General features: G+C 74.0%; 10 protein-coding genes. 5 read left to right on the forward strand and 5 right to left on the reverse strand.

Going from position 1 to position 14635, the window contains the following annotated elements; all coding sequences use genetic code 11:
• Positions 1-105: 105 nt before the first annotated feature.
• The gene (gene eccD, locus ACIA6C_RS04925) at positions 106-1620 is read right to left on the reverse strand and encodes a type VII secretion integral membrane protein EccD (RefSeq protein ID WP_399272956.1); all 1515 of its coding nucleotides are present in this window, start codon (positions 1618-1620) and stop codon (positions 106-108) included.
• Between the two features lie 192 nt (positions 1621-1812).
• Between eccD and eccCa the strand changes: the two genes are divergently transcribed.
• The gene (gene eccCa, locus ACIA6C_RS04930; RefSeq protein ID WP_399272958.1) at positions 1813-5772 is read left to right on the forward strand and encodes a type VII secretion protein EccCa; all 3960 of its coding nucleotides are present in this window, start codon (positions 1813-1815) and stop codon (positions 5770-5772) included.
• Positions 5773-5861: 89 nt separating this feature from the next.
• Positions 5862-6095, forward strand: a complete 234-nt coding sequence (locus ACIA6C_RS04935) for a DUF397 domain-containing protein (RefSeq protein WP_136213490.1) — start codon at positions 5862-5864, stop codon at positions 6093-6095.
• Between the two features lie 76 nt (positions 6096-6171).
• Here the strand turns inward: ACIA6C_RS04935 and ACIA6C_RS04940 are convergent, their stop codons facing one another.
• The 4 genes from ACIA6C_RS04940 to eccB form a co-directional block, all read right to left on the reverse strand.
• Positions 6172-6480, reverse strand: a complete 309-nt coding sequence (locus ACIA6C_RS04940; protein ID WP_361127877.1) for a WXG100 family type VII secretion target — start codon at positions 6478-6480, stop codon at positions 6172-6174.
• A gap of 45 nt (positions 6481-6525) precedes the next feature.
• Entirely contained in the window at positions 6526-6846 is a 321-nt protein-coding gene (locus ACIA6C_RS04945; RefSeq protein ID WP_361127880.1) for a hypothetical protein, read from the reverse strand.
• A 213-nt stretch (positions 6847-7059) separates the two neighbouring features.
• A complete protein-coding gene (gene mycP, locus ACIA6C_RS04950) occupies positions 7060-8298 on the reverse strand; it encodes a type VII secretion-associated serine protease mycosin (RefSeq protein WP_399272961.1) in 1239 nt (412 codons plus the stop codon).
• A gap of 11 nt (positions 8299-8309) precedes the next feature.
• Positions 8310-9887, reverse strand: coding sequence for a type VII secretion protein EccB (gene eccB / locus ACIA6C_RS04955; RefSeq protein ID WP_399272963.1), 1578 nt, complete (start codon positions 9885-9887; stop codon positions 8310-8312).
• 251 nt (positions 9888-10138) lie between these two features.
• Between eccB and eccE the strand changes: the two genes are divergently transcribed.
• The 3 genes from eccE to ACIA6C_RS04970 all read left to right on the forward strand — a co-directional run bounded on the left by eccE (position 10139) and on the right by ACIA6C_RS04970 (position 14558).
• Positions 10139-11425 (forward strand): type VII secretion protein EccE, encoded by a 1287-nt coding sequence (eccE, locus tag ACIA6C_RS04960; RefSeq protein WP_399272965.1) that lies wholly within the window; start codon positions 10139-10141, stop codon positions 11423-11425.
• The gene (locus ACIA6C_RS04965) at positions 11422-12120 is read left to right on the forward strand and encodes a hypothetical protein (RefSeq protein ID WP_366082509.1); all 699 of its coding nucleotides are present in this window, start codon (positions 11422-11424) and stop codon (positions 12118-12120) included. The genes eccE and ACIA6C_RS04965 overlap by 4 nt, the downstream gene beginning before the upstream one ends.
• A 134-nt stretch (positions 12121-12254) precedes the next feature.
• Positions 12255-14558 (forward strand): SCO5717 family growth-regulating ATPase, encoded by a 2304-nt coding sequence (locus ACIA6C_RS04970; protein WP_399272967.1) that lies wholly within the window; start codon positions 12255-12257, stop codon positions 14556-14558.
• The last annotated feature ends 77 nt before the right edge of the window (positions 14559-14635 follow it).

Here is a 14635-nt window from a genome sequence, read left to right on the forward strand (position 1 = left end):
AACTCGGGAGGCGGGGTCCGCTGAGCGCAGCCTCCAGAGGGTCTCCGGGGGCGCGTACACAAACGGCCGTCACACAGCGTACCAGGCTGCCGGGCCGGGACCGTCTCAGCTGGTGAGGGAGCGGGCCCGGGAGTAGACGTCGAGCACAGCCAGGGTCAGCGGGACCAGGCTGAGCAGTACCGCCGCCTCGGTGAGGTCGAGCAGCCGTCCCCAGAAGGGTGACAGGCCCTTGCGGGGGATGACAAGCGCAATTCCGGCGAGGAGGGCCGCGCCGGCGGCGACGGCGGCGGAGAGCCAGATGGTGCGCAGGTCCAGGCCGCCGCGGTCGTGGTACTTGACGAGCTCCGCGAGCAGGTCGGCCGGCGGGTGCAGGGCGAGGCCCAGGACCAGCAGGGCGATCGCGCCGAACCCGGCCACCAGGGCGCAGACCACCTGGGAGGTGTAGCGGAAGAGCCGGGCGCGCAGCAGCATCGCGAGGCCGGTGGCGAGGGCCAGCAGCCGGCCCCAGGTGTTGTCGGAGAAGCCGAGGACGGCGGCGCAGGCGACGACGACGGCGGCGCAGCCGCCCACGAGGCCGAGCAGCATCTCGTGGCCGCGCCGGGCCTGGGCGGCGATGGCCTCCGCGTCGAGGGGGGCGCCCGGCTCGGTCCGGCCCTCGCCGGCCGGGTCGGCGGGGTCACCGTACGGGGCGCTGTCGTGACCGTCGGGCAGCTCGTAGTCGCTGGTCGAGCTCTGCGGGGCGGCGTAGCCGATGGGCAGGCGGGCGAAGCGGGCGGAGAGGCCGGGCAGGAAGGCGACGAGGCAGATCGCGACGGGCGCGCAGACGGCGGCGGTGGCCGTCGCGGAGGCTGCGGTGGCGATGGCCGCGAAGGTGGCGAGGGTGCCGGTGGCCGCGAGGAAGGTGGCCGCGACGAAGGGGGCGTCGCCGTGCGGGGTGAGGGCGACCAGCGCGACGGAGGCGACGAGGGCGCAGACGCAGCCGAGCAGGAACTGCAGGCGGCCCGGTCCGTGGCCCGCGGCGGGGGCGACGAGGCCGGAGCCGGCGATCAGCAGGTGCGGGAGGGCGGCGAGGCCGAGGGCGATGGCGGAGCCGCCGTCGCGGTAGACGCGGGCGCGGACGCCGGCCGCGGCGGTGAGCAGGACGCCGACGGCCGCGGCGATGACGCCGGGCAGGCCGTGGGTGTCGTGGCGGACCGGGTCGGCGTACCAGAGGACGAAGCCGAGCAGGACGAGCAGGATCGCGGCGCCGGCCAGGCCCGCGCCGCGCAGCATGTCGTCGCTCCAGCGGTGCCGGTCGCGTACGACGGCGGACGCGACGGCGTCGGAGACGTCGTCGAAGACGGCCGGCGGCAGGGATTCGGCGAAGGGGCGCAGGCTGAGCACCTCGCCGTCGAGCACCTGCTGGGCGGCGAGGGTGCGGGCGCCGTCGAGGACGGTGCCGGAGCGGCGTACGAGGTGGAAGCCGGTGGGGGCGCCGACGGGCTGGGTCTGGCCGGTGAGGCGCAGCAGCTCCGGGTAGACGTCCGCGACGGCGATGTCCTCGGGGAGGGCTACGTCGATGCGGCTGTCCGGTGCCACGACGGTGACCCTGCAGAAGCCGGTCGCCTCGGCCGTACTCACCTGTGTGCTCCCCTGTTTGCCGTTCCGGCGCCCGCGGGTGCGGGGACGGATACGCGGTTGCGCGGACCGCGCGGGCCACCCTACCGGGCTTATGACGGACTGTAGGCAAGTAGGATCACCTCCCCCGGCCGGGCCGGGGAGTTGAGGGCGCCGGTTGTGACGTCCGTCCGTTTTCGAGGGATTGATGCTCCGGTGAGCCAGATCGTCGTGAAGCGCCCGCCCAGGTCACTGCCGCCGGAGGTGCCGGCGGACGAGGTGAGGCTGGAGGCTCCGCCGGAACTCCCGCGGGGGCAGCAGGAGGGCATGCTGATGCAGCTCCTGCCGATGCTCGGCATGGGCTCTTCGGTCGTCTTCTTCTTCATGCCGGGTGCGGCGCCGTTCATGCGCATCATGGGCGTGCTGATGCTGGTGTCCACGGTGGGCATGGTGATCGCCCAGCTGGTGCGCTACCGGCGCGGCACGCAGGGGCAGATGGCCGACGTGCGCCGGGACTACCTCAAGTACCTGGCGCAGACGCGGCGTCAGGTGCGCCGGACCGCACGGGCGCAGCGTGACGCGCAGCTCTACCTGCACCCGGCCCCGGACCAGTTGTGGTCGGTGGTGGCGGAGGGCTCGCGGCTGTGGGAACGGCGGGTCGGCGACGAGGACTTCGGGCAGGCCCGGCTGGGACTGGGCGCGCAGCGTCTGGCGACTCCTCTGGTGGCTCCGGACACGGCGCCGGTGGAGGAGCTGGAGCCGTTGACGGCCGGGGCGATGCAGCGCTTCCTGAAGGTGCACTCCTCGCTGGACGGGCTGCCGGTGGCGGTGTCGATCCGGGCGTTCTACCACGTGACGGTGTCCGGGGAGCCGGAGTCGGCGCGCGGTACGGCGCGGGCGCTGGTGGCGCAGCTGGTCACGCTGCACTCCCCCGAGGACCTGATGGTCGCGGTGGTGGCGGCGCCGGGCGCGGTGCCCTCGTGGGACTGGACGAAGTGGCTGCCGCACGCGCAGCTGCCGGGGCAGGTCGACGGGGCGGGCACGAAGCGGCTGTTCGGGGACGACCTGGGCGAGCTGGAGGGCCTGCTGGGGTCCCGGCTGGAGGGGCGGCCGCGGTTCAGCCGGGACGTTTCGCCGGTACTGGACCAGCCGCACCTGGTGGTCGTGCTCGATGGCGGGATGGTGCCGCCGGACTCGGTGTTCGCGGCCGTCGAGGGCTTGCAGGGCGTGACCATCGTCGAGGTGGTGGCGGGTGAGCTGGACGAGCCGCGGGGCGGGCTCTCGGTCGTGGTGCGGCCGGGCCGACTGCGCCTGGAGTCCGGTTCCGGCGTCGCGTACGAGGGGGTCCCGGACACCCTGTCGCTGCCGGCGGCGGAGGCCCTGGCACGGCAGTTGGCGCCGCTGCGGACCGGTGGCGGTGACGACGACGAGCCGCTGCTGGCGAACCTGGACTTCACGGATCTGCTGAACCTGGGCGACGCGGCGCAGGTCGACGTCTCCCGCACCTGGCGGCCGCGTTCGGCCGGCGAGCGGCTGCGCGTGCCGATCGGCGTCGGCGAGGACGGCACGCCGGTCATGCTCGACCTCAAGGAGGCAGCGCAGGAGGGCATGGGCCCGCACGGCCTGTGCGTGGGCGCGACGGGTTCGGGCAAGTCGGAGCTGCTGCGCACGCTGGTGCTGGGGCTGGCGGTCACGCACACCTCGGAGACGCTGAACTTCGTCCTCGCGGACTTCAAGGGTGGTGCGACGTTCACGGGCATGGGGCAGCTGCCGCACGTGGCGGCCGTGATCACCAACCTGGCGGACGACCTGACGCTCGTGGACCGGATGGGCGACTCGATCCGCGGCGAGTTGCAGCGCCGCCAGGAGCTGCTGCGCTCGGCGGGCAACTACGCGAACATCCACGACTACGAGAAGGCGCGCGCGGCGGGGGCCCCGCTGGAGCCGCTGGCCTCGCTGGTGCTGGTCATCGACGAGTTCAGCGAGCTGCTGACGGCGAAGCCGGACTTCATCGACATGTTCATCCAGATCGGCCGCATCGGCCGTTCGCTGGGCGTGCACCTGCTGCTGGCCTCGCAGCGGCTGGAGGAGGGCAAGCTGCGCGGCCTGGACACGTACCTGTCGTACCGGATCGGCCTGCGGACCTTCTCGGCGGCGGAGTCCCGGACGGCGATCGGCGTTCCGGACGCGTACCACCTGCCCTCGGTCCCGGGTTCGGGGTACTTGAAGTTCGGCACCGACGAGATGACCCGCTTCAAGGCGGCGTACGTCTCGGGCACCTACCGCTCGGGCGGCCCGGACCTCGCGGTGGGGCCGTTCCCGGTGGAGCGGCGGCCCGCGCTGTTCACGGCGGCGCCGGTACCGGTGGTGTACGCGGCGCCGGACCCGGCGTACCTCGCGGCGCAGGAGACGCGGGGTGACGACGCGCTCGCGGACACGGTGCTGGACGTGATCGTGGGCCGGCTGGAGGGGCAGGGCGTGCCCGCGCACCAGGTGTGGCTGCCGCCGCTCGACCAGGCGCCGCCGCTGGACCAGTTGCTGCCGGCGCTGGCGCCGAGCGCGGCGCGCGGCCTGCACGCGCAGGGCTACACGCGGCCCGGCGGGCTCGTCGTACCGCTCGGCCTCATCGACAAGCCGTTCGAGCAGCGGCGCGAGGTGCTGTACCGGGACTTCTCGGGTGCGGCGGGCCACATGATGGTGGTCGGAGGCCCGCAGTCGGGCAAGTCGACGCTGATGCGGACGCTGATCTCCTCGTTCGCGCTGACGCACACCCCGAGCGAGGTGCAGTTCTACGGGCTGGACTTCGGCGGCGGCTCCCTCTCCTCGGTCGCCGACCTGCCGCACGTGGGCGGGATCGCCTCGCGTCTCGACCCGGAGCGGGTGCGGCGTACGGTCGCGGAGGTGGCGGGGGTGCTCAACCACCGCGAGGAGTTCTTCCGCGCCAACGGCATCGACTCGATCGGCACCTACCGACGGCGGCGCGCTGCCGGGGAACTGCCCGGCGAGGCGTGGGGCGACGTGTTCCTCGTGGTCGACGGCTGGGGCGGGTTCCGGGGCGAGTACGAGGGCCTGGAGCAGGTCGTCACGGACATCGCGTCCCGGGGCCTGGGATACGGCATCCACGTGGTGGTCACGGCGGCGCGGTACATGGAGGTCCGGGCCGCGCTCAAGGACCAGATCCTGAGCCGGCTGGAGCTGCGGCTCGGTGACGTCATGGACTCCGAGTTCGACCGCAGGGTCGCCGCGAACGTCCCGACGGGCATGCCGGGCCGCGGTCAGGTGCCGGAGAAGCTGCACTTCCTGGGCGCGCTGCCGCGCATCGACGGCTCGCACAGCGCGGAGGACCTCTCGGAGGGCACGGCCGCGTTCGTGGCGGCCGTCAAGGAGAACTGGGCGGGCCCCTCGGCTCCGGGGGTGCGGCTGCTGCCGAGGCTGCTGCACGCGGACCAGCTGCCCAAGGGCGGCGAGTTCCCCGGTCAGGGGATCTCGATCGGTGTGGACGAGACGGACCTGGAGCCGGTGTTCATCGACTTCGAGACGGACCCGTTCTTCCTGGTCTTCGGCGAGAGCGAGTCGGGCAAGACGAACCTGCTGCGGCTCATCGCGCAGCGGATCGCCGAGCGGTACAGCCCCGACCAGGCGAAGCTGGTCGTCGGCGACTACCGGCGCAGTCTGCTCGGGGCGCTGCCGGAGGAGCACCTGCTGGAGTACGCGCCGATGGCGAACTCCCTGCAGATGCACATGGAGGCGCTGGGCGGGGTGTTCTCCCGCCGTCAGCCGCCGGACGACGTCACGCCGCAGCAGCTGCGCGACCGCAGCTGGTGGACGGGCCCGGACGTCTTCATCATCATCGACGACTACGACCTCGTGGCCACCAGCCAGGGCAACCCGCTCACGCAGCTGGTGGAGTTCCTGCCCTTCGCCCGGGACACGGGCGTGCGCTTCATCATCGCGCGCAACTCCGCCGGTGCCTCGCGGGCGCTGTACGAGCCGTTCATGCAGCGGATCAAGGAGCTGGGGGCGCAGGGCGTGGTGCTCTCCGGCGACCCGTCCGAAGGTGACCTGCTGGGCAACGTCAGGCCGCGTCCGCTGCCGCCGGGGCGGGGCTACTCCGTCTCGCGCAGGCGCGGTACGTCACTGGTCCAGCTCGGGCGGCTGCCGGTCCCGGGGGCGTGAGAAGCGCGAACGTCGCCCGCGCCGGCGCCCCGGCACCGATAATCGGGGCAGAACGCTGCACCGCAGCCGCACGAAGGGAAGGCCGCGCCATGGGGTCCCAGCAGGAGAAGGACGAGCTGTACGCGCTCGACATCAGCGGCGTCGAGTGGGAGGGCCCGCCCGGGACCAGTCCCGACGAGGAGCGCGTGGAGATCGCGAAGCTGCCCGACGGGGCCGTGGCGATGCGGTCGTCGCTGGACCGGGACACCGTGCTGCGGTACACGGCGGCCGAGTGGGAGGCCTTCGTGCTCGGCGCCCGGGACGGCGAGTTCGACCTGCGCTGATCCGGTCCGGACGGCTCCGAACGCGCGAAGGGGCGCGCCCGGTGCGGGCGCGCCCCTTCGGGGTGTGGCGGGGGACTCAGTAGGCCTCGGTGAACAGGCGCGAGGCCTTGACGTCCGTGGCGTGGTAGTCGCCCTTGCCGCGCTCGATGAGCTGGGCGACGGTCTCCAGCTGCTTGTGCATGTGGTCGGCGGCGGCCTTGTACTTCTTCTGGAGGGCGACGTACTCGCGGTGCGCCTCACCGTCCCAGGTGTCCGTGACCACCTTGACGGCGGTGTCCATCTCGTCCAGGTCCTTGAGGATGTTCTGCGACACCACACGGATGCGGTCCGCCATCTGCTGGACGCTTTCGTACCTGACCTTGGTGTGGCCGTCGTTACCGGACATGGTCTTCTCCTTCGCGCTGGGGCGTTGTGGGCAACGGGGCCGGGATCAGAGGCCGTTGAGGCCGGACTTGTTGGCGGCGGCGAAAGCCTGACGCACGTCCTCGTCCTGGGCGTTGCTCAGGTTCTTGGTCTCCGACACCGCGTGGTGCAGGACGCCGAGCAGCCGGCGGATCTTGTCGTGGTCGATGTTGATGTCCTCCTGCGCCTTGACGAAGCCTCCGGCGCCCACACCGGTCCAGCCCGCGCTCACCGTCGCGATGATGTCGGCCAGTTCACGGGACTGCCGCGACACGGCCTCGGCCGTCTCGGAGATCCTGTTGGCCGCCTTGACGACCGGATCGTCCGCAAGTCCGAAATTGCTCGTCATCCGAAGCTCCTCACTTCTCAATTCGCCGGCCGAACCGGCGGACTGCGTGGCGGAGCGGGTGTTCCCGGCGCGGAATCGAGCACGCGCCGGCTGGAATCCCCCTCCGCTCCACGCCATCCCCCGATCACAGTCGTGAAGCCTGCCGTCACTCTAGTCAGTTCGCGGCAGCGCCCCAACACCGGTACTGCGCAGCGCCGGTGATGCGGCGGGCGGTCACCGCGTGCGGCGCCGGCGCCTGCGGGAGTCGCGCACGACGGTGGCGGTACCGGCGATGACGGCGATGAGTACGACGGCGGTTCCCAGGGCGTACGTACCGAGCCGCTCCTCCCTCTCCTGCACGGTCTCGGTGAGGTGCAGCTCCGCCGCCTGGGGTGCGGCCGCGGGCGGCGGGCCCGGGTCCGGGACGGGGGCCTTGGGGGGTTCGCCGTCCTGGGTCAGGGCCCGTACCGGGTCGACGACGCCCCAGCCGACGTAGTCGTCGTGGCCGTTCACGGAGCGTTCGGCGGTGTTCTCGATCTGCCAGACGATCTGCTGCACGCTCCAGTCCGGGTGCGCGGCGCGCAGCAGGGCGGCGACTCCGGCGACGTAGGGGGCGGAGAAGCTCGTGCCGTTGTCCAGGCACTGCCCGAATCCGGGGACGGTGGAGACCATGTCGACGCCGGGGGCGGCGACGCCGATGAAGTCGCCGGGCTGGGAGAAGGCGGCCCGCTCGTTGTTGCGGTCGGAGGCGGCGACGGCGAGGACACCGGGGAAGGCCGCCGGGTAGGTCTTGCGCTTCTGGCCGGTGAGGCCGTCGTTGCCGGCGGACGCGACGACCACGACCTTCGCGTCGATGGCCCGCTGCACGGCCTTGGCGAGTTCGGAGTCCGCGCTCAGCGGGACGTCGGTGTCCTGGGAGATGTTGATGACCTGGGCGCCCTTGGACACGGCGTGGTCGATCGCCTGGGCGAGGGTGGCGGCGTTGCCGTTGCCCTGCCCGTCGTTCTGCCGGATCGGGATGACGGTGGCCTCCGGGGCGAGGCCGACGAAGCCGGTGCCGGCCTGGGGCCGGGCGGCGATCAGGCCGGCGACCCTGGTGCCGTGGCCGACGGTGTCGTTGGTTCCGTCACCGCCCTTGGGGTCGACGAAGTCCTTGCCTGCGCCGGTGTCGAGGGCGCTGCCGAGCTGCGGGTTGACGCGGTCCACGCCGGTGTCGATGACGGCGACGCGGACGCCCTTGCCGCGGGTGCGGGCCCACAGGGCGTCCAGCAGCAGCCGTTGCAGGGCCCAGGGCCGGTCGGCGATCTGCTGCTTCATCGGGAAGGTGCACTCGCCCCCGCCGTCGAGGGACAGGGCACCTGCGGATCCGGGGGCTGCGGGGCCCGTGCCGCACGCCGCGACGAGGGCCAGTACGGCGCTCAGGAGCAGGCCCCGGGTGGCCGCGGCGCGGCGCCCGGCCGGTTGCTGTGGCATCGGCGGCATCCTCACGAACCCTGCGGCTGGCGGGCCGAGTTGGTGTCCAGGCGCGGCCCCTTGGAGAGGAACTCCGACCAGGCTATGGGCACCATGGCCGGGGTGACGCCTCCGTAGCCGAGCCGGATCTGCGCCTGGCTCGCCTCGGGCCGGCCGTCGCCCGTGCCCGGCTGCTTCGGGCCGCCGGCGCCGATCCCTGACTGTTCGGCGTCGCTGTCTCCGTTGGCCTGGACGGCGTACCGCAGGCCCGTGTCGGTGACCAGGAACGTGGAGCCGCCGGCGGTGGTCTGCCGGCCCTGCACCTGGGTGTAGAGCAGGCCCGAGCCCGGGGTGACGTACGCGCCGGTACCGCCGGCGGTGATGTCGACGGGGAAGCCGGTACCCGCCCAGGTGCTCAGTGTCGGGTTGCCCTGGCCGTCGACGGAGCGCAGCACGGCGCAGACCGTGTCGCGCAGGGCGGTTTCGGGCGCCGAGCCGGGGGCGGCGGTGACCCGGTTGACCTGGGAGGCCCTGCGCTGGGGCCACTTGGCGTCGCTCTTGAACGGGGTGGCGTCCGGGTTGAGGGACTGCAGGTCCACCTCGTGGGCCTTGCCGTGCATGTCGAGGCCGTCGGCCGCGGGCGCCGAGATCAGCAGCCAGGCCACGAACTCCGAGACGGGTGCGACCCGGTCGGGGAGGACGACGTAGTACTGGGTCCCGGAGCCGGTCTGCGCGGTCAGCACCATGCCGACCTTGCTGTCGGCGGTGCCAAGACCCTGCACGGCGGCCTTCTCGCCCGATTTGCCGGGCAGTTGCGGGAAGGCCAGGTCGTCGCCGGGGGTGAGGGTGGCCAGCCACTGTTCGGTGACCGGCTGGGGGGTGGCTCCCGTGCCGACCAGGGCCGTGGTGATCGTCGCGGCGTCGGGGGTGCCCTCGGGGAACCGGTATTTGGTACCGGCCGCGTCGACCAGGTAGCGCTCCTTGGCGCCGCCGGTGTTCTGCACGTACAGCACCTGCGTGTCGGTGGTCCTGCGGCCGTCGTCCATCAGGCGCGCCTCACGGTCGGCGAGGACGAACGCGGCGGTCTGCACGCCCTTGCCGTTGCCGCCGGGCTGCTGGCAGACGGCCCAGCGCTTGGCCTTGCCCGCGTCGGCCGGGGCGGGCAGCCGGTCGGGGGCGTAGGGGATGCCTATGATCGGGCCCCGCGGCGGCTTGCCCGCGTCCAGGATCTTGTCGTCGATCTGGAGGACCTTGAACTTCGCGGGATCCAGGAGCAGTCGCGCGGACGCCAGGTTCAGCACCGGGTGCAGCCTGGTCTGGTCCTTGCCGTTGACCTTGGTGGTCAGCACCACGTACCGGGTGGTCGACTGCTTGCCGACGATGACCTGCGTGCCGGGCTCGTCCCAGCCTTTGGGGGCCTGGGGTTTGAACATCCCCCAGGCGCCGAAACCCGCGACGACGAGGGCGCCGACCACCAGGCCGGGGACCACCGCGCGCAGCGGCCGGGGCGCGCCTTCCTCGGTACCGGTGGCGGAGGGCTGGAGGAACGCCGCCACCGTGCGCCGCTTCGCGAAGGTGTACGCGTTGAGTTCATCACGCCGTGATGCCATGACCGCCTGCTTCTCGCCGCACGGCCCGGCGGACTCCCGTGCCCCGGGCCTCGATGATCGGACCGGGGACCTACTATGCCTCTTGACGGACGGTATGCACGGCCCGGGTAGGCCCCTGCCCGGCCACCCGGCGGCCTGCGGACCGGCGCGGTCGGGGCCCTTCGGGGCGGATCGGCAGACTTCGAGAGGGCGGCGGCGATCCGCCGCGCCGCAGCGTACGGGGCCCGCCCCCGGGATGGGGAGGTGCGCGAGTGACGGCCACCGCGACGCAGCCACGAACGGCCCCGGCGACTGCGCCCGCACCGGCGCGCACCGGGGTGACGCCGCATCCGCGGTCCAGCCCGGGCCGGTTCGGGCCGTTCCGGCTCCAGCAGTTGGTGCTCCTCCAGATCGCGGCCGCCGCCCTGCTGGTGGCCTGGGTGGTGGAACCGCTGCTGCTGGTGCCCGCCGGGGTGCTGGCCCTGGTCCTGGTGCCGCTCGCGCTCGTACGCCGGCACCAGCGCTCCCTGCCCGAGTGGATCGGGGGTGTGCTCGCCCTGCGCACCCGGCGCCGCCGGGCGGCGGCGCGCTCCGCACCGGCCGGCGTCGAGCCGGGGCTGGCCCCGCTGGTCGAGGCCGAACCCGCCCTGCGGACACTGACGTTCAGCGACCGTGACCGGCGGCCGGTCGGCATGGTCGGCGACGGCACGTTCCTGACGGCCGTCGTCCAGGTGGACATGGACGCCACCGCCCTGCGGCCGGACCGGGGGGCGCGCCCGCTGCCGCTGGGGCTCGTACGCGACGTCCTCGAAGTGGACGGGATCCGGCTGGAGTCCGCCCAGTTGGTGCAGCACACGCAGCCGGCGCCCGCACCGCACCTGCCGCCCCAGGCGATGGCCACCCGCAACTACGCCCCGCTCCAGGCCACCACGGGCGCGCCGGCGGTACGGCTGACGTGGATCGCGCTCAAACTGGACCCGGAGCTGTGCCCGGAGGCGGTCACCGCGCGCGGTGGCGGCCTGGGCGGCGCGCAGCGGTGCCTGGTGCGGATCGCGGACCAGTTGGCGAGCCGGCTGACCGGCGCCGGGTTCCGGGCGGTGGTGCTGACCGAGCAGGAGCTGACGGGTGCGCTGGCCACGTCCTCGTGCGCGAACCCGATGGCGATCACCCAGGCCGGCCGGTCCTCGGGCACGGGCCGGCGCACGGAGGAGACGGCACGCACGTGGCGTTGTGACGACCGGCGGCACACCACGTACTGGATAGGTCGCTGGCCCCAGTTGGGCGGCGCGGGCGCGGCGGGGCTGCCGCAGTTCGTGGCGCTGCTCACGTCACTTCCCGCACTGGCGACGAACTTCAGCCTGACGATCGCCCCCGCCGAGCGGCAGGGCGTGACGCTGACCGGGCACGTACGGGTGACGGGACGCAGCGACGAGGAACTGGTGGCCGCCCGCCGCGAGCTGGAGCGGACGGCGCGGGGCGTCAGGACCGGGCTCGTCCGGCTGGACCGCGAACAGGTACCGGGCCTGCTGGCCTCGCTGCCGCTGGGAGGAGCACGATGAGGGGCGGTTTCGGGCTGATCGGGCCGCGCCGCGAACGGCACGTGGTCCAGGCGGCCGATCTGGACGCGCTGGCCCTGCCCGTCGCCGACGACGGCGTCGTCATCGGCGTGGACGCCGAGGGCCGTCCGGCCGTGCTGGGCGTCAACCGGCCCACGCCGTACGAAGTCACGCTGATCGGCGGCCTGTGGACGGCGCAGGTACTGGCGCTGCGCGCGGCGGCCACGGGGGCCCGGGTCGCGGTGGAGACCGGGCGCGCGCAGGTGTGGTCGGGACTGGCCCAGGCCGCGGGCGGCGGCCAGCAGTGCGTGACCCTGCACGACGTGGGGCGGGTGCCGCCGCAGGGCGCCTCGGCCGGCAGCCCGGTGCTGGTGGTCCGGGACTGCGGCATGCGGCCGCCGCGCGGGCGGGTGGTGGCCGGGCCCTGGCAGTCGGTGCTGACCCTGCTGCCGTACCTGAGCCCGGCGGCGCCCCGGCTGATGCGCAACGCCTCGCTGGTGGGGGTGCAGCGGGTGTCTCCCGACGAGGCCGGGCAGATCGGCCGCCTGATGCGCCTTCCGCGGGCGGCGGTGGAGTCACTGCCGACGCTGGGCGACGGGGTGACGCTGTGGTGCACGCCGCGGGACCGCAAGTTCGTCATGACGCAGGGCACGGACACGGAGACCGGCTTGTTGGGCGCGGCGCGGCGGATCGACTGACGGGTCGCGGCGGGGCGGTGGGGGCGTGAGCCCGGACACGGGGTCGGGCGGGGCGGCGCGGCGCGATTAGGCTGAGCGTGGGCGCGGCGTCGAGGTGGGCGCCTGACCGGTGTTCGACAGACCAGGAGGACTCAGTGAGCGGCGATCGGAACGAGAGGCGCGGCGGGACGTGGGACGTCCCGACGGACGATCAGTCCGATGCGGAGCCCGAGGTGACGGGCGAGTTCACCATCGACTACACCCCTCCGGCCTGGTACACGCAGGGCGCGGCGCAGGCTCCTGCCGCGTCCGTGCCGGGGCTGCCGGAGGGCAGCGGCTTCGAACCGCACCGTCCCTCGGACGTGACCTCGCCGCCGACGATGCGGATCGCTCCCCCGGCGCCGCGCACGCCGTCGGCCGACGCCGTGGTGCCGCCGCAGGTGTTCACGACCGCTGTCCCGGCGGACCCGGCTCCGGCCGATCGGGCGGAGCCGGTGGCGCTCCCGGTGCCGGCGCCCGCCCCGGACCACGCACCCGCGGCCGCAGCGGAGCCGCCGGCGGCCTGGGCACCGGCGCCCGTCCCGGAGCAGGGGCCCGTGGCCGCACCGGCTCCCGCCGCGGACGCGGTGGGCGCTCAGGGTGCGGACCCGGTGGCCCTTCCGGCTGCGGAGCGCGCCCCGGCCGCCGCTGCGGAGCGGGCCCCGGCCGCACCCGCGCCGGCGGTCGAAGACGCCGTCCCGCCGGCGGAGTTCACCACCGCTCCCCCGGCCGTCCGGGCGCCGGCGTTCCCCCCGGCGCCCGCTGCCGCTCCGGTGGCCGCTCCGGTGGCCACTCCGGTGGCCACTCCGGCACCGGATCCGGTGGCCCCTCCCGCTCCGGCCCCGGCTCCGGACCCGGCGCTCGCTCCCGCGCCGGTGGAGCCGGCCCCGGCTCAGGCGACCGCCCCCGCCGCCGCTCCGGCCCCGGCCCTGGCCGACGCGGCTCCGGCCGACGCGGTGCCGCCCGTACAGCTGTACCGGACCGCCACCCCGCCCGAGGGGACACCCGTACCGCCCGCCCCCTACGCCCCGGCGCCGCCCGGGCCCTACGCGCCGCCCGCCGCCCCCGCGGAGGCGGGCGTCCCCGCCGCCGAGGCCCCGTTCGCAGAGGCGGGGGCCGGGCTGCCCCCGCTGCCGCCCGCGTACCAGGCCCAGGACGGCTACGGTTTCCCGCCGCCCGCCCCCGCCCCGGTGCAGCCCGCACCCCAGGCCCAGCCGCAGCCGCAGCCGCAGCCGCCGCACGACCCCCGTTCCGGCGGCCAGTGGCCCCAGCCCCCGTACCAGGCCGGCCCGGCCACCGGCGGGGCGCCGCTCGGCTACACCGCCGCCGTCGAGCTGTCCTCCGACCGCCTGCTGCGCGCCAAGCAGAAGCCCAAGCCCACCCGCTCCGGCTTCCGCTTCGGCGGCAAGGCGGCCGAAGCCGAGCGCCTGCGCAAGCTCGAACTCATCCGCACCCCGGTCATGTCCTGCTACCGCATCGCCGTGATCAGCCTCAAGGGCGGCGTGGGAAAGACCACCACGACCACCGCGCTCGGCGCGACCCTCGCCACCGAACGCCAGGACAAGATCCTGGCCATCGACGCGAATCCCGACGCCGGAACCCTCGGCCGCCGCGTCCGCCGCGAGACCGGGGCGACCATCCGCGACCTCGTCCAGGCGATCCCGTACCTGAACTCGTACATGGACATCCGGCGGTTCACCTCGCAGGCGCCCTCCGGCCTGGAGATCATCGCCAACGACGTGGACCCGGCCGTCTCGACCACCTTCAACGACGAGGACTACCGCCGCGCCATCGAGACGCTGGGCCGCCAGTACCCGATCATCCTGACCGACTCCGGCACGGGTCTGCTCTACTCCGCCATGCGCGGCGTCCTCGACCTCGCCGACCAGCTGATCATCATCTCCACGCCGTCCGTGGACGGTGCGAGCAGCGCCAGCACCACCCTCGACTGGCTGTCCGCGCACGGGTACGGCGACCTCGTCTCCCGCTCCCTCACCGTCATCTCGGGGGTCCGCGAGACCAGCAAGATGATCAAGATCGAGGACATCGTGCAGCACTTCGAGACCCGCTGCCGCGGCGTCGTCGTGGTGCCGTTCGACGAACACCTCGCGGCCGGCGCCGAAGTGGACCTCGACCTGATGCGGCCCAAGACCCGCGAGGCGTACTTCAACCTCTCCGCGCTGGTCGCGGAGGACTTCGTCCGCGCCCAGCAGCAGGCCCCGCAGGGCCACTGGGGAGCACCCCAGCCCGCCGCCCAGCCGCAGCCCCCGTACCAGCAGCAGCCGCAGGCACCCCAGCCCTACGGCCAGCCGTACCCGCAGCCCGGCCAGCCCTGGCAGCCCCCGCAGCAACAGCCCCCGCACCAGCAGCCGCCGCAGCCGCAGCCCGGTCAGCCCCCGCGCGACCCCCGGCTCGGCTGACCCGCCCGCGCCGGCCCCGGCAACGCGAAGGGCCCGTACCTCCCTCGGGGGCGGTACGGGCCCTTCGCGTCGTCCCG

It is taken from the genome of Streptomyces sp. NPDC051578 (genome assembly GCF_044454045.1).
Lineage (GTDB): Bacteria > Actinomycetota > Actinomycetes > Streptomycetales > Streptomycetaceae > Streptomyces.